15 protein-coding genes are annotated in these 14,955 nt (G+C 68.9%); 6 read left to right on the top strand and 9 right to left on the bottom strand.

Features of this window, described 5'->3' with window-relative positions; all coding sequences use genetic code 11:
* Positions 1–147: 147 nt before the first annotated feature.
* Positions 148–2,421 carry an ATP-binding cassette domain-containing protein gene (locus tag OG300_RS07955; protein ID WP_405493685.1) on the bottom strand — a complete coding sequence of 758 codons (2,274 nt, stop codon included), beginning with the start codon at positions 2,419–2,421 and terminating at the stop codon, positions 148–150.
* Between the two features lie 61 nt (positions 2,422–2,482).
* On the opposite strand from OG300_RS07955, the gene OG300_RS07950 reads away from it, so the two are divergent.
* The 3 genes from OG300_RS07950 to OG300_RS07940 all read left to right on the top strand — a co-directional run bounded on the left by OG300_RS07950 (position 2,483) and on the right by OG300_RS07940 (position 4,930).
* Complete coding sequence (locus OG300_RS07950; protein ID WP_405493683.1) at positions 2,483–3,457, top strand: helix-turn-helix transcriptional regulator; 975 nt, start codon at positions 2,483–2,485, stop codon at positions 3,455–3,457.
* An 85-nt stretch (positions 3,458–3,542) separates the two neighbouring features.
* Positions 3,543–4,493, top strand: coding sequence for a M56 family metallopeptidase (locus tag OG300_RS07945; RefSeq protein WP_405493681.1), 951 nt, complete (start codon positions 3,543–3,545; stop codon positions 4,491–4,493).
* A 17-nt stretch (positions 4,494–4,510) separates the two neighbouring features.
* Entirely contained in the window at positions 4,511–4,930 is a 420-nt protein-coding gene (locus tag OG300_RS07940) for a DUF4440 domain-containing protein (protein ID WP_405493679.1), read from the top strand.
* 36 nt (positions 4,931–4,966) lie between these two features.
* On the opposite strand, the gene OG300_RS07935 is transcribed toward OG300_RS07940, so the two are convergent.
* Both OG300_RS07935 and OG300_RS07930 read right to left on the bottom strand, forming a co-directional pair.
* A complete protein-coding gene (locus OG300_RS07935) occupies positions 4,967–5,341 on the bottom strand; it encodes a BlaI/MecI/CopY family transcriptional regulator (RefSeq protein ID WP_405493677.1) in 375 nt (124 codons plus the stop codon).
* Between the two features lie 262 nt (positions 5,342–5,603).
* Positions 5,604–5,966, bottom strand: a complete 363-nt coding sequence (locus OG300_RS07930) for an ACT domain-containing protein (protein ID WP_405493675.1) — start codon at positions 5,964–5,966, stop codon at positions 5,604–5,606.
* Positions 5,967–6,072: 106 nt separating this feature from the next.
* Here OG300_RS07930 and OG300_RS07925 point away from each other — a divergent pair, with 106 nt between their 5' ends.
* Positions 6,073–6,894, top strand: a complete 822-nt coding sequence (locus OG300_RS07925) for a TIGR02452 family protein (protein ID WP_405493673.1) — start codon at positions 6,073–6,075, stop codon at positions 6,892–6,894.
* A gap of 168 nt (positions 6,895–7,062) precedes the next feature.
* Here OG300_RS07925 and OG300_RS07920 read toward each other — a convergent pair whose 3' ends face one another.
* From OG300_RS07920 to OG300_RS07905, 4 genes are all read right to left on the bottom strand, one after another.
* Positions 7,063–7,719, bottom strand: a complete 657-nt coding sequence (locus OG300_RS07920) for a response regulator (protein ID WP_405493671.1) — start codon at positions 7,717–7,719, stop codon at positions 7,063–7,065.
* Positions 7,686–8,807, bottom strand: a complete 1,122-nt coding sequence (locus tag OG300_RS07915; RefSeq protein WP_405493669.1) for a sensor histidine kinase — start codon at positions 8,805–8,807, stop codon at positions 7,686–7,688. The genes OG300_RS07920 and OG300_RS07915 overlap by 34 nt, the downstream gene beginning before the upstream one ends.
* A gap of 5 nt (positions 8,808–8,812) precedes the next feature.
* On the bottom strand, positions 8,813–9,298 hold the full coding sequence (locus OG300_RS07910) for a hypothetical protein (protein ID WP_405493667.1): 486 nt from the start codon (positions 9,296–9,298) through the stop codon (positions 8,813–8,815).
* 64 nt (positions 9,299–9,362) lie between these two features.
* Complete coding sequence (locus OG300_RS07905) at positions 9,363–10,568, bottom strand: FAD-dependent monooxygenase (protein WP_405493665.1); 1,206 nt, start codon at positions 10,566–10,568, stop codon at positions 9,363–9,365.
* 74 nt (positions 10,569–10,642) lie between these two features.
* On the opposite strand from OG300_RS07905, the gene OG300_RS07900 reads away from it, so the two are divergent.
* A complete protein-coding gene (locus tag OG300_RS07900) occupies positions 10,643–11,200 on the top strand; it encodes a TetR/AcrR family transcriptional regulator (RefSeq protein ID WP_405493663.1) in 558 nt (185 codons plus the stop codon).
* Between the two features lie 25 nt (positions 11,201–11,225).
* Here OG300_RS07900 and OG300_RS07895 read toward each other — a convergent pair whose 3' ends face one another.
* Both OG300_RS07895 and OG300_RS07890 read right to left on the bottom strand, forming a co-directional pair.
* Positions 11,226–12,002 carry an enoyl-CoA hydratase-related protein gene (locus OG300_RS07895; RefSeq protein ID WP_405493661.1) on the bottom strand — a complete coding sequence of 259 codons (777 nt, stop codon included), beginning with the start codon at positions 12,000–12,002 and terminating at the stop codon, positions 11,226–11,228.
* A 48-nt stretch (positions 12,003–12,050) separates the two neighbouring features.
* On the bottom strand, positions 12,051–14,396 hold the full coding sequence (locus OG300_RS07890; RefSeq protein ID WP_405493659.1) for a galactose oxidase-like domain-containing protein: 2,346 nt from the start codon (positions 14,394–14,396) through the stop codon (positions 12,051–12,053).
* Positions 14,397–14,552: 156 nt separating this feature from the next.
* Between OG300_RS07890 and OG300_RS07885 the strand changes: the two genes are divergently transcribed.
* Positions 14,553–14,936, top strand: coding sequence for a hypothetical protein (locus OG300_RS07885; RefSeq protein WP_405493657.1), 384 nt, complete (start codon positions 14,553–14,555; stop codon positions 14,934–14,936).
* The last annotated feature ends 19 nt before the right edge of the window (positions 14,937–14,955 follow it).

Here is a 14,955-nt window from a genome sequence, read left to right as displayed (position 1 = left end):
GATCGAGCCTCTCGCGGAGACGACGACTTCCCCTCGCCATCGACGCCGGTTCCGGTCGGCGTCCCGGTGCCGCCGAGGGAACGGCACAGGCTTATCTACGTATCAACTACGTAGATAACTAGTACCCGAAACGCTCCCACCACGCAACTACCGCAGGTCCACACCCGTTGCCGCGGCACGCAATGCGGCACCGGTGCGCGAGGCCGCACAGTCGGCGAGCGCGGCGGGCGTGCCCTCGAACAGGATTCGGCCACCGTGGCGACCCGGCCCCGGCCCCAGGTCGATCACCCGGTCGGCGTGCGCGATCACCTCGAGGTTGTGCTCGACCACCACCACGGTATTGCCCGCATCCACCAGCCGGTCCAGCACGGTCAGCAGGGTGCCGATATCCGAGAGGTGCAGGCCGGTGGTGGGCTCGTCCAGCACGAACAGGGTGTGGGTGGCACGGCGGCCGAGTTCCTTCGCGATCTTCAGACGCTGGCACTCCCCACCGGACAGGGCGCTCAGGGACTGCCCGAGCCGCAGGTAGCCGAGTCCGACCTCGCGCAGCCGGCGCAGCGGCCGGGCCAGCTCGGGGTCCGGAAACCGTTGCACCGCTTCGTCTATGGTGAGCTCGTCGACATCGGCAATGGTGAGTCCGTCGACGGTGCACGCCAGTGCCCGCTCGGTGAACCGGCGACCGCCACAGGTCTCGCACACCGTCTCCTGCTCGTCCATGAACGCGAGGTCGGTCCGGATCACGCCCAGGCCACGGCACGCTGGACAGCCGCCCTCGGAATTGGCGCTGAACAGTGTGACGGGCTCTCCGGTGCGGGCGGCGAACAGCTTGCGCAGGGCCGGGGCGATGCCCGTATAGGTGAGCGGAGTGGATCGCCGGTTGGCGCCGACGGGTCGCTGATCGACCACCGTCGCGGGGTGCTGCGCCACCAGTTCGGCTACGAGACTGGACTTCCCGGCTCCGGCTACGCCGGACAGCACGGTCAGCACCCCGGCCGGGATATCGACCGACAGATCGCCGAGGTTGTTGCGGGTGGCGTGCTCGACATGCAGTTTCCCGGTCGGCAAGCGCGGGGTGCGGGCCGAACGGTGCTGTCGCAGTGCCCGCGCGGTGGGTGTGCCCGCCCGCAGCAGATCGCCGTAGGCGCCCTGAAACACCACCTCACCACCGGCGGCCCCCGCACCCGGGCCGATCTCGATGATCTGATCGGCCATCCGCATCACCGCCGGATCGTGTTCGACGACCAGCACCGTATTTCCCTTGTCCCGCAATCGCCCCAGCAGCGCGGTCATGGCGCGCACGTCGTCGGGATGCAGTCCGACGGTCGGTTCGTCGAACACATACAGCATCTCGGTGAGGCTGTTGCCCAGGTGCCGCACCGTTTTGATGCGCTGCGACTCCCCGCCCGACAACGTCGACGTCGAGCGCGCCAGGTTCAGGTAGCCCAGGCCGATGCCGCTGAGCGCGGACAGCCGCTCGCGCAGCGCCGCGACCACCGGCGCGACGCGTGGATCACGCACCGCGGCAAGGACATCGGTCAGTTCGGCGATCTCCAGGCGGCTCAATTCCGCGATACCACGTCCCTGCACCCGTGCGGCCAACGCCGCCGCGTTCAAGCGCTCGCCGTGGCATTCCGGACACCGCTGCGACCGCGTGAACCGTTCCACGACAGCCTGTTTGCGCGCCGAGAGCGTATTGGCGGTGTGCAGATACACGCGTTCGAAGCGCTGCACCACGCCCTCGTAGTCACCGGCGGGCGGCACCGCCAGGCGACCAGCCGCACTCCCCCCGCACAGCAGCGCCGCAAGCTGATCCTCGGTCCACTTTCGCAGGGGCACAGCGGGATCGAACGAGCCGATGTCCGCATACTGGCGATACCAGTACTGCCCGGGCGCGAATCCGGGCAGCAGGATCGCGCCCTGCGCCAGCGACCGCTCCGGGTCCAGCAGCCGATCCACCGCGGTCACCACCGTCTCCCCCAGCCCCGAACAAGCCGGGCACATGCCCGCGGAGTCATTGAACGAGAAGCGATTCGACTCGCCGATCCATGGTTCGCCGATGCGCGAGAACAGCAGCCGCAGATAGCTGTAGGTGTCGGTGATGGTGCCGACCGTCGAGCGGGCGTTGCCGCCGAGCCGCTTCTGGTCGATGACGATCACCGGCGACAGCCCGTCGATGGCATCCACCTCCGGGCGTCGCCGCCGCGGCAATCGATTGCGCACGAACGGCGGATAGGTCTCGTTGAGCTGATAGCCGGCCTCGGCCGCGATGGTGTCGAACACCAGCGACGACTTGCCCGAACCGGATACCCCGGCGAACACCACCACGGCATTGCGCGGCACGTCGATATCGATCCCGCGCAGGTTGTGGGTGCGTGCCGCCCGGATCTTGATCGCGGCGGCCGGGGTTCGCTGTGTGGTCATGATTCGACGCTATGGGCAGATGTGGCCGGATTCCGTCCGCAATTCGAGTCACTATGGAGACATGGCCGACGTCACCCGCCGCCTGCTCGAACTGCTGGCGCAATTGCAGACCGGCCGCCGCTTCGCCGGTCAGGAGCTGTCCGACCGGCTGGTGGTGAGTCCGCGCACGCTGCGCCGCGACGTCGAGCGCCTGCGCGAGTACGGCTATCCGGTCACGACCCGCCCCGGGCCCAGTGGCTTCTACCAACTGAGTGCCGGGCGCACCCTGCCGCCGCTGGTGCTCGATGACGACGAAGCCGTCGCCACCCTGCTCGCGCTGGCCCTGCTCGGCTCCGCGGCACCCGAACAGGCCGCCGACCACGATCTCGGCGTCGCCGCCGAACGGGCCTTCGGCAAGATCGACCAGTTCCTGCCGAAACGCCTGCGCCCCAAGGCGATCGCGCTGCGACGCACCATGGAGGCCGCGCGCACGCCCGCACCGGCGGTGGAACCGGACACCCTCGCCGCACTGGGCCTCGCCGCCACCCGCCACGAGGTGGTCACCTTCGACTACACGAGCCGCGAGGGCCGAACCTCCCGGCGGCGGGTCGAACCATATCGGCAGGTGCATGTGCGGCTGCGCTGGTATCTGCTGGCCTGGGATCTCGACCGGAGTGACTGGCGTAGCTTCCGCCTCGACCGCGTGGGCACGATCACAGCCACCGCAAGCCCTTTCACCCCGCGCCCACTGCCCGCGGACTCGGCGGCGGAGTACCTGCGTGCGGAACTGACCGCGCCTCGCGACCGGGTGATCGTCACCGTGGCGGCCTCGGCCGCCCGGATCGCGGATGCTCTGAAGCTGCGCGACGCCGAGATCGAGGCGCTGACCGCCACGAGCTGCCGGGTCACCGCGCAGGTCGACTCATTCGAATGGTTCATCCTGCTCATCGCGCTGACCGGGGCGGAGTTCGTGATCGAGGAACCACCGGAATTCCGTCGTCGCGGCCGTGAGCTGGCGCAGCGGCTGCGGGCGGCCTCGGCCGTCCCGAAGGAGTAAGCCTGCCCTCAGATTTCCCCCTTACACTCGTGCCGAATCGATTGGGAGGAGCTCGGATGCGGGCAGCGGGATCGTGGGTGCCGTCATGAGTGTCGCCGTCTGCCTGCTGTTGTACGGATTCGCCGTCGCCGTGCTGGCACCCCGGCTGCTGCACCGGGTGAGCGCGGACGGGGCCGCGCCGCATCTGGCGCTCAGCGCCTGGCTGGCCGCGATGGGATCGACCCTGCTCGCCTGGACCGTGACCTTGATTCTGTTCGTGATCGACCTCATCTCCCACCAGATCGGCACCGTGCCAGCACATTTCATGGACAGCTGTCTGGTGCACCTGCACGATGCGGCGGTCGGGCGTTACGGCGGGCCGGTGCAGTCCGGGCTGCTGGCGCTGAGTGGATTCGCCTCGCTCGCCGGGATGGTCGTGGCCGTGCGGCTGATCGCGGCACTGCTGCGCTCGCGCCGACGCACCCTCGAACACGGGCGGATGGCGCGGATGGCCGGGCGCCACAATGCGGAACTCGACGCGGTCGTGCTCGAGGTCGATCATCCGGCCGCGTATTGCGTTGCGGGCAAACCACATACGGTCGTGGTGAGCCGCGGCGTGCTGACCGCGCTCGACGACGAGCACCTCGAAGCCGTCCTGACCCATGAGCGCGCGCATCTCGCCGGACGCCACCACCTGCTGCTGGCCCTCACCCGCGGCCTGGCCACCGTGCTGCCGCGCATCGACCTGTTCACCGTGGGCGCGACCGAGGTCTCGCGGCTGCTGGAGATGATCGCCGACGAAGCGGCCGCCGACGTTCACGGCCGCCACATCGTGCATCAGGCGCTGGTGACGCTCTCGGAGATCCCCACCGAGTCCGGGCTCGCCGCGCATCCGGTCCTCACCAGCCGCATCGACCGGCTCACCCGCCCGCACACCCCGGTCGCGCTCGGCACCCGTCTCACCGCGACCGCGGCGGCCACCACCGCCACCCTGATCCCGATCGCGGCCATCATCGCGGCGTTCATCGGCATAGAAGTCTGCGCCGGTCTGGACTGAGCGGCGATACTGCCCTGATGAATCAGCCCGCCCGCGAACCCGATCCGACCACCGACCCCGCACTCAGCGAGGTCCTCGACGCCCTGATCGCCCGCGAGCCGCTGTTCCATCGACCCGAATTCGGGCTCACCCGAGCCGATTTCGAGCGACTCACCGCCCCGGACTACTGGGAGGTCGGTGCGTCCGGCAACCGCTACAGCCGGGAGTACGTGTGGTCGGTGCTCGAGCAGCGTTACGCCACCGCGGCACCCAGCTGGCCCGAACCGGATTCCGCCATCGGCGAATTCCAGGTCCGCGCCATCGCAGCGGACACCTATCTGCTCACCTATACGCTGCGCCAGCCCGGGCGGCTGACGCGACGCCTGACCGTGTGGCAGCACCGCGAGCCGGGGTGGACCGCCCTGTATCACCAGGGCACGGTCGTCAGCGAGGACTGACGCGGGGCCGATCCGAGCGTCGCGGAGGCGATTCGATCAGCGGGGCTTGGAGCGCGAGAGCTTGCGCAGCGCAGCGCGCAGGCCCTCGGAATCCTCGGCGCTCATCTGCTCGACGAAGTGCGCCAGCACCAGTTCGGAGCGGCCGCCGCTGCCGAGCGCCTCGCTCATCAGTCGCGCGCTGTACTCCTCGCGAGAGAGGGTGGGCCAGTAGCGATACGCCTTGCCGACGCGTTCGCGTTCCAGCCAGCCCTTGCGGTGCAGGTTGTCCATGGTCGACATGACTGTGGTGTACGCGATGTCGCGTTCGTTGGCCATCTCGTCGAACAACTCGCGCACCGTGGTCTTCTCGTCGCGATCCCAGATCCGTTCGATGACGACCGCTTCCAAGTCGCCGAAACCTCGCGCACTCACGTCTGACGTCTCCTCACCTCACGGCTCGGCCGATTCCGCACCGCATTTCGGCCTACAGTCCCGGTGTGCACCCCATCTTAGAGTGATCTCCGGTATGGACTCGAGCCGCACGGGGCACCGGGACGTGCCCCGTCGTACGATCTACGTACGTAGACCGTATTATCGTGCACCCGCGCGACCGTCCACGCAACCGGACCGCCCGGACGACCGAATCACAGGGCCACCTGCGTTGATTCGCGCCACAGCCGCCGGGCGCGGGAATTCACTGGGCGATGCGATGCCCCGCGTCCCGCAGGGCGTCCGAGGCTTCATCCAGGCGATGGGCCGGAACGAGGATCAGATCCGCGTGATAGGTGGAGGCCACGAGCACCGGGATCGAGGACTCGGCGAGGGGCGAAATCAACCCGGCGAGCATTCCTGCCGCGTGCAGCGCACCCTGGTCGACACCGTAGAAACCCTTCCAGGTCTCCCCCTCCGCCCACGGCGGGGCTTCACGAATCACGGTGAGGCCCTCGGGCGCTCGCACCAGGGCGATCCACTCGTCGTCCTCGGGGAAGGTCGAGTTGGGGAGATGATCCACCGCGAATTGCGACGGGACGACCCGCAAACGCTGACTCCGTGCCATGGCGTAGATCCTAGGGGGAGCCACGGTCGCCACTTCGCCACCGGAATTAGTAGTAGTGACTAAAAAGAGGGTGACCGGATGCCACCCGATCCGTAGGGTCACTGGAATGAGTACCAGCCCAAGACAAATCGCCACCGAGAACGAGCACATCGCCGAGGTCGGCGGCTACCGGATCGACGACGGCTCCCGTGTCGAGATCGGCAGCGCACTCGCCGCCGCACGCGCCGGGACCGTGTCCTACTCGCCCGCCGATCAAGTCACCGAGGGAGCGCACGGGGCGTTCACCGGGACGGTCGAGGTCACCGCCGAAGGCAGCATGCAGGCAGCCCGGCGACTCCACGAGAGCGGCGGAAAGTCGGTCGCCGTATTGAATTTCGCCTCCGCGCGCAATCCCGGGGGCGGCTATCTCCGCGGCGCTCGCGCCCAGGAGGAAGACCTGTGCCGCAGCGCATTGCTGTACAGCTGCCTGCTCGAAGCCCCCGATTACTATGCGGCGCACCGCGCGTCGGACGACCTGCGCTACAGCCACCGCGTCATCTACTCCCCCGGCGTGCCGGTGATCCGCGACGATCACCAGGCGCTGATCGCGGAGCCGTTCCAGGTGTCGTTCCTGACCTCGCCCGCCCCGAATGCCGGTCAGCTGGCGCTGCGTTCGGCGACTCCGGTCCCGGTGCGAGAGGTGCTGAACGAGCGGGCCGAACGGGTACTCGCCATCGCCGCGCGGCACGGTGTGCGCGAATTCGTGCTCGGCGCTTGGGGATGCGGGGTGTTCCGCAACGACCCGCACGAGGTCGCCGAGGCATTCGAGCGGGCGTTGACACTGCATGGTGCGGCGTTCGACCGAGTTGTGTTCGCGGTCTGGGACCGCTCTCCGGTGTCGCCGAATCGCGCTGCCTTCGAGTCCCGCTTCGGCGCGCGGAGTTCCTGAATTACGCCGGCCGCCTCCCTGGTCCTCGGCTTCCTGGTCCTTCACCTCCGCGGTCCCTGCCGGTTTCCGGCTTTGAGGACGCGCGGCATTCCATGTTTAGATTGCAATATCTACAGATTCGGATATCGCTTAACAGATCACGCTGGCGGCGTGGCGGTTTCCAGCAGGTCAGCGGGCGAGACCGGTGCGATGCGCGTAGGCGATGGCCTGCCCGCGGTCGCGGACGCCGAGCTTGCCGAACAGCGAATTGATGTACGTCTTCACCGTGCTCACGCCGATGAACAGCTCCTTGGCGATCTCGGAGTTGTTGCGGCCCTGGGCCATCAGGCGCAGCACGTCGCGCTCGCGATCGGTGAGGTCGACGGACGGTTCGGGGGCGGCGTCGAAGACCGAGACCAGGCGGCGGCCGACATCGGCGGCCAGGGTGGTGTGCCCGCTGGCGACCGAGCGGATGGCGGCGGCGATCTCGGCGCGACCGGCATCCTTGGTGAGATAGCCGCGGGCTCCCGCACGCAGTGCGCCCGCGATCGAGGCGTCGTCGGCGTAGGTGGTGAGCACCAGCACCGCGGTTTTCGGGTGCTGGGCGGTGATGGCCGCGGTGGCGGCGACGCCGTCGACGCCGGGCATGCGCAGATCCATCAGCACGACGCGCGGGGACAGGGTGCGCACCAGTTCCACCGCTTCCGCGCCGTCGCGGGCCTCCCCCACCACCCGCATGTCGGGCAGCAGCGACAGCACCGTGGTGAGGCCGTCGCGCACGGTGGTCTGATCGTCGGCCACCACGACCGTGATCACCTCCGCGGCACCAGGATTCGCACCGTCCATCGCCCCTGCTCCTTCCCTGCCGTCACCGAACCGCCGACCGCTTCGACCCGTTCCCGCATGCCGAGCAGGCCCGCGCCGGATCCGGTGGCGCTCAGCGGCATGCGATGCGCCGCAAGCGGATTGGTCACCTCGAGTTCGATATCGCCCGCCTTGTCGCGCAGGGCGAGCGTAACCGGCAGGCCGGGCGCGTGTTTGCGGGCATTGGTGAGCGCCTCCTGCGCCGCGCGGGTGAGGGCGACGGCGGCCTGCTCGTTGGCGAAGGTCGGCGTCGTCTCCAGGCGCTCCGCCAATTGTCCTCCGGCGGAACGGTGTTCATCGGCCACCCGGCGCAGTTCGGCCGTCGGGTCGAAGTTGTCCGAACGCAGCGCACCCACCACCCGCCGTGCGTCCTCGAGCCCGGAGACCGCCAATCGGTGTGAGGCCTTGACCCGTTCGGCGGCCTGTGCGGTCTCCCCCGCCTCCAGCAGCGCGTCGGCCGCATCGAGTTGCAGCACCAGGCCGCCGAGGGTGTGCGCCAGCACATCGTGGATGTCGCGGGCGATGCGTCCGCGCTCGGAGAGCGCCGCGGCCCGGTCGCGTTCGACACGGATGATCCGATTCTGTTCCACCAGTATCCGATTGCGTTCGGCGGCCAGCCGGAACTGCCGGCGACTCCAGCCCGCCATGCTCACCACCACGACGCCGGTCAGCAGGCCCAGCATCGAATCCAGATCCCGCCCGAACAGCAGCAGGGACACGCACATCAGCAACGCGGTCAGTGCGGCCAGCGCCAAGCCCTGCCACAGGGGCTGGGTGGCCTGCCCGACCGCCACGAAAACGGTGGCCAGTGCCGTGATTCCGGAACCGGCCAGCTCCGCGCTGGTCAGACCGCCGCCGATGGCCATGGCGCACAGGCAGATCCACTCGGCCCGGACCATCGTCGACGGGAGCAGCACCCACACCGTCCATCCGGCCCAGGACAGCATCGCCAGCGCCGCGACCCACGGCCGATCGAACAGCGCGTGACTCGCCGAGGACGACACCACGGCGATGAGCCCGATCAGGCGTAACAGCCTGCTCAGGCTCAACTGGGAAAGAGTGCTCGACATCGCTCTCAGTGTGCCGCAACCAGGTGCATCTGCTCGGCACGCCGGGCCAGCACCAGCCCGCGCCCCACCCGGTTCAGCGCGACGACCAGCAGGATCACCCCGACCGAGGTGACGACGGCCGCGCCTTCGATGTGCGCCACCACATCCATGCCGATCCGCACGACCAGCAGCACCAGCCACAGCACCGACCCGAGCCACCCGGTGCGCGCCTCGATGCCGTCCTGCGCCCACCGCAGTTCCGACAGCGAGCCCATGGCCAGCCCGACCCCGACGCTCACCACCGCCGTGATCGCCAGCATCACGATGGCGACGGCGTTGATCTGGATGTCCGCCATCGACTTCAACTGCACGCCCCCGACCACCGCGAGAATGATCGGCCCCCGCCACAGCCGCTGCGGATCGAGCACCGACCACCTGGTCTGCCGGTACATGATCCAGCCGACCACCACGACAATGACGAGACCCTCGACCACGGCATTCTGCATGTTCATGCCTTAGAGCCTCGCGTTTGCGCCTGCCTCCACCCACCACCCGAGGGTGGAGACCGGGTGGATTTCAGGCCGCGTAGTCCACCATCGGGACGGTGCGGGCGACCTTCTGCGGAGCGCCACCGATCACGCCGCGCCACGGGAGGTAAGGCAGCAGGCGCACATTCAGATCACGGAAGCGGATCATGGCCTTGCTGCCGGGCGCGTACCAGCCGCCGGTGCTCTCGGCGAATTTCTGGCAGGCATCGACCATGGGCCGCATCCGTCGCTCGTACGCGGGAAAGGCGATGGTGTGATCGCCCGCGGCAGCGGCCAATTCACCGGCGAGGAAGTACGCGCCGACCAGTGACAGATCCGCGCCCTGCCCGGACAACGGTGAGGCGCAGTAGCCCGCGTCGCCGACCAGTGCGACGCGACCGGCATGCCAGCCGTCCATGCGGATCTGGGTCATGGCGTCGAAGTAGAAATCCGGGGCGGCCTCCAGGTGCGAGAGCAGCCGCGGCACCTCCCAGCCCTGCCCCGTGTAGACGTCGGCGAGGATGCGCTGCCGCTGCGCGACATCGCGGTAATCGTGTTCGATCGGCTCCGACGCCCACGCGAAAATGGCCTTGGCCTCGGTGTTCTCCCGGGCGCTGTAGGCACCGGCGATCGTGCCCGGGGTGTTGTAGTCCAGTTCCCAGTGGTCGAGCCCGAGGAAGTTCGGAATCGTGTAGATGGCGATGTAGTAGCCCATGTGCCGGGCGAAGTCCGACTCTGGGCCGAATGCCAGTGCGCGCGTGTGGGAATGCACGCCGTCGGCGCCGATGACCAGATCGAAGGTGCGTGGCGCGCCGTGCTCGAAGCACACTCGCACGCCGTCCGCATCCTGCGTCATCTCGGCGATCGTGTCGCCGAAGAGGTATTCGACGTCGTCGCGGGTCGCCTCGTAGAGCACGCGGGCCAGATCGCCGCGCTGAATCTCGGTGTCGCCGTTGGCTCCGACGCCGTTGAAGACCTCGCTGCTGATGCTGGCGCGCACCTTACCGGCGGCGTCGACGTAGGAGGTGCCGCGTTTGCCGGTGCTCAGTTCGTGGACGCGCTCGAGCAGGCCCATACGGCGAACCACCTCGGTGGCGGTGCCGAGCACGTCGATGGCCTGACCACCGGCGCGCAGAGTGGACGACTTCTCGACGATCGTGGGGGTGAATCCGTAGCGCCGCAGCCAGAAGGCCAGGGCCGGTCCGGCGATGCTCGCGCCGGAGATCAGGACGGTGCGGTTGTTCGTCTGCTGCATGCCGAGAACCGTACAACCGATTTGGGCATTTGCGCAAGACAAATGTCTAAGGCGAATGCGCTACCATGTTCGGCATGGGAAACCGTGAGGATCTACTGCTCGGCGCGCGGAACTGCCTGTTCGACAAGGGCTATGCGCGGACCACGGTGCGCGATATCGCCACCGCCGCGGGCGTGAGCATGGCGGCCATCGGATACCACTTCGGCACCAAGGAGGCACTGCTCACCGCGGCACTGGCCGAGGCCACCGAGGAGTGGGGCGCGGATCTACAGCAGGCGCTGGCGGCGATCCCGGAGATCGACGCCGACCCCTGGGCACGCATCGCGCATCGCTGGGACGCGGTACTGGCCACCGTCGCCACCCACCGCGGGATGTGGTCGGCCACCTTCGACGCGCTCGCACATCCCGAGATTCGGGCCCAGCTGGCCGGCAACCTCGACGAGGCGCGGGCGGGGCTGGTGCGACTGCTCGACGATGCCGATCCCGGCGAAACATCTTCTCGCAGTACCGGAATGCTCTACCAGGCGCTGCTCATCGGCGTGGCCGCGCAGTACCTCATCGACCCCGACAACGCGCCGACCGGGCACGAGCTCGCGGAAGCATTGCGACGCATCGCAGTTCCGGTTCGATGAGACCGCGCGCCCCGACGGCACGGAATCAGTCCGGCCAGACGGGCTGGCGTTTGGCGAGGAAGGCGGCCATTCCCTCACGGGCGCCGGGTGATTGGGAGGCGGCGGCCATGACCTCGCGAGCGAGGGTGTAGGCGTCGGCTTCCGGGCGGTCGAGCTGGGCGTAGAGGGTGCGTTTGCCGAGGGCCTTGCCGGCTCGGCTGCCTCGGGTGGCGCGGGCGAGGAGGGCGGTGACGGTGGCGTCGAGGTCGGTGTCGGGGACTGCGTAGTTGATCAGGCCCCAGTCCGCGGCGGTGGCGGCGTCGACGATGTCGCCGGTGAGGGCCATTTCCATCAGGCGTTTGCGGCCGATCGAGCGGGCCACGGGGACGGCGGGGGTGTGGCAGAACCAGCCGCCCTTGCCGCCGGGGAGGGCGAAGCCCGCGGAGTCGGCGGCGACGGCGAGGTCGCAGGAGGCGACGAGTTGGCAGCCCGCGGCGGTGGCCAGGGCGTGCACGCGGGCAATGACCACCTGGGGGACGGATTCGATGGTGGTCATCACCCGTTGGCAGAGGGTGAGCAGGTCGCGGACGCCGAGGAGGTCGCGGGCGGCGACGTCGGCGAAGTCGTGGCCCGCGCTGAAGACCGGGCCCGCGGCGGCGAGCACGATGCCGGAAGCGTCGCTCTCGCCTGCGGATTCGAAGGCCGCGAGGAGTTCCGCCAAATGGTCGGCGGACAGGGCGTTGCGGCGGTCGGGGCGGTTCATGGTGACGGTGATGGTGTCGCCGTCACGTTTCACGAGCAGATGCCGGTACTCCTCGGTCATGGGATCCACGGTAGTGGTGGGCGGGGTGCAACCGGGCGGGTTCGGCGGTCAGACCGGGGCGGCCGGGTCGAGGTGGATCCAGCTGCCGGTCGACGGGAGGCCCGCGGTGTCGACGACGACCACCAGGTACCAGCCGGGCGGTGCGAGGCCGGGATCGGCGGGCAGGGTCACCTCGACGGTGCCGGGCGCGGTGCGGGTGAACGGCAGGTCGATGAGGCGCTGGTTGTTGTCGCAGGAGTGGGTGGTGGAGCTCGGGTGCATGAGGCTGGCCTCGCGCAGGTCGGCGGTGGTGGCCAGGGTGAGGGTGGCGCCGTATGCGACTGTGCCCGAGGCGATCTGGAACTCCGGTCGCGGGCCCCGGAAAAGGTATGGCGGCCAGTACATTTCGATGCGCAGCTCCTCGGTCTTGCGCAGCGGGTTGGATCCGGCGGTCACCACCTTGCCGTCTGGGGTGAGCAGCGCGACCGAGTGGTAGAGGCGGGCGACGCGTTGCGGGGCGGTGGGACTCCAGGTTCCGGCGACCGGGTCGTAGATCTCGCCGTTGGGCGGCACCATGTCCGCCATCTCCTCCATCGCCGAACCGCCCTCCGCGAGCACGGTGCGGTCGGGCAGGATCACCGCGCAGACGTGCATGCGCGCGTGGGCCATCGGCGCTCCCGCCTGGTAGGCGGGCGTGGCGGCGGTCAGATCGACGATGCGGGTGTCGGCCAGCGCGGTGCCGGGGCCGTGCGGGTCGACATCACCGCCGCCGAGCAGCATGACGCGCTGCGACTGTGCGGGCGGCAGCAGCACGCTGGTCGACTGGCTGCGTGATTCCGGATTCTCCAGGCCGGGGACCTGGACGCAGGCTCCGGTCGTGGTGTCCCAGATCGACGGGCGCATGCCGTTGTTGCCGCCGAACTGGCCGCCGGTGTAGAACAGTCGCCCATCGGTGAGCATGATCAGGTGCGCGTAGGTCGGAATCGGTCCGGGGACAGGCAGGTTCGACCAGGTCATCGACACCGGATCGAACAGTTCCGGGGTCTCCGACAGGTAGCCGTCCGCGCCGAGCCCCGAGACAGCCACCACCGCACCGTTTTTCAGGGCGGCCAGGGTCGGATACCAACGCCCGGAGACCATATCGGGCTGGGTGCTCCAGGCCAGCGTCTGTGGATCGAACAGCAGGGCGTCGCGCAGGCCGAAGAACGGGTCGTACTGTCCGGTGCCGCCCGCGGCCAGCAGGCGGCCGTCGGGCAGGTACGCCTGCCCGGAACAGAACATGTCGATGGGCGTGACCGGCGCGGCCAGCCCGGGATTCGGGTAGTGCCAGACCCGGGTGCGGTACTCGTGGGCATCGTGGCGGTCGGGGTCGTTGCCGGATCCGGCGAAGAACAGGATGTCGCCGGTGTGCAGCAGCGCGGCGTGCACCGGATTGATCTCGGTGCCGAAATCCAGTATGCGCCAGAGTCCTTCGGTGGCGGCGGTGGCCAGATCGGTGTCGAGGTCGAGCACGCGCAGGTATCCGACGTTGCCGCCCTGCGGGTGGTCGATCGCGCACACCACCAGTTGCGGCAGGCCCGGACCGGGCAGCAGTGCGACGGCCGCGCCCTCGTTCTGCCAGAAGCCCCAGCCGGGCACCTGCGACCAGCGACTCCAGCCGTCCACGCAGTGGCCGGTGCCGTCCAGGCCCCAGCCGATGGTGTAGACACCGCCGTTGCCGTTCTGCGGATGGTCGATGGTGAAGACGATGAGTTCGGGGCGGCCGTCACCGTCGAGGTCGGCGACGGTCATGCCCGCGCCCTGGTTCTCCCAGCCGTACCAGTCCGGAATCGCCAGCCACGGAGTCCATTCCGCGACCGTGCCGTCCGCGCCGAGGCCCTTCGCGAGCCGGAACTGCCCGCTGTTCTGGCCGTCCGGGTTGTCGACGGTCATGACCACCAGGGTCGGCTGCCCGTCGAGCTCGGTCAGGCAGATGTCCGCGCCCTGGTTCTCCCAGCCGAACCAGTCCGGAATCTGTTGCCACGCAGTCCATCCGCCGGTGACCGTGCCGTCGGCGGCGAGGTCGCGGCCGATGCGGTAGTAGCCCTGGTTCTGGCCGGGTGGATTGTCGACCAGGAACACCACCAGGTCCGGGCGGCCGTTGCCGTTCAGGTCGGCGAGGGCGATGCCCGCGCCCTGGTTCTCCCAGCCCCACCAGTCGGGCACCTGGAGCCAGGGACCCCAGCCCTTCACCGTGCCATCGGCCGCCAGCGCGGTGCCGATCCGGTAGTTGCCAGTGTTCTGACCTGCGGGGTTGTCGACCATGAGGACCACGATGTCGAGCGCGCCGTCGCCGGTGAGATCGTAGACCGCGATACCGCAGTCCTGGTTGTCCTGCGAGAACCAATCGGGAATCGGAACGAATTGTCCTGCCACACAGGCAATCATGGTCTTCGGCGCGGGTTCCGGCTACCGATGTCCGGATAGTCCTCGATGTCGGTTCCTGTGAGCTTCCTGGATATGACCACGGGCGACCGACCCGACCACTAACGTCCGAAATGACTACATTTCAGACACTTGAGGATATCCCGTATGCGCAAGTCACTCCTGGTGAGCGGTCTCGCTCTGTCCGCTTCCGCCGTCATGTGTTCCACCGGCACCGCAAACGCCGTGGGCACCAGCATGGGCACCGACTCCGTGTTCTCCGTCGGCACCGATGTGCAGGCGGGCACCTACACCACCACCACCGCGCTCTCGACCTGCGTGTGGGCTCGCCTCTCGGCGCTCACCCCGAGCGCCACCGCCGTCCTGCAGACCGGCGGCGCCACCAGCGGCACGGCGACCGTCACCATCGCCTCCACCGACGTCGCGTTCTTCACCAGCGGCTGCGGCACCTGGACCCTGCAGACCTCCACCGGCTCCTCGGGCCTGGGCAGCGGCAGCGGTCTGCTCAGCGGACTGACCAGCGGCTCCTAGCCGAAGACGTTGCGCGGCA

This window comes from Nocardia sp. NBC_00511, from assembly GCF_045161165.1.
In the GTDB taxonomy this organism is placed as follows: domain Bacteria; phylum Actinomycetota; class Actinomycetes; order Mycobacteriales; family Mycobacteriaceae; genus Nocardia.
This window is presented reverse-complemented; position numbering and strand designations above follow the sequence as displayed.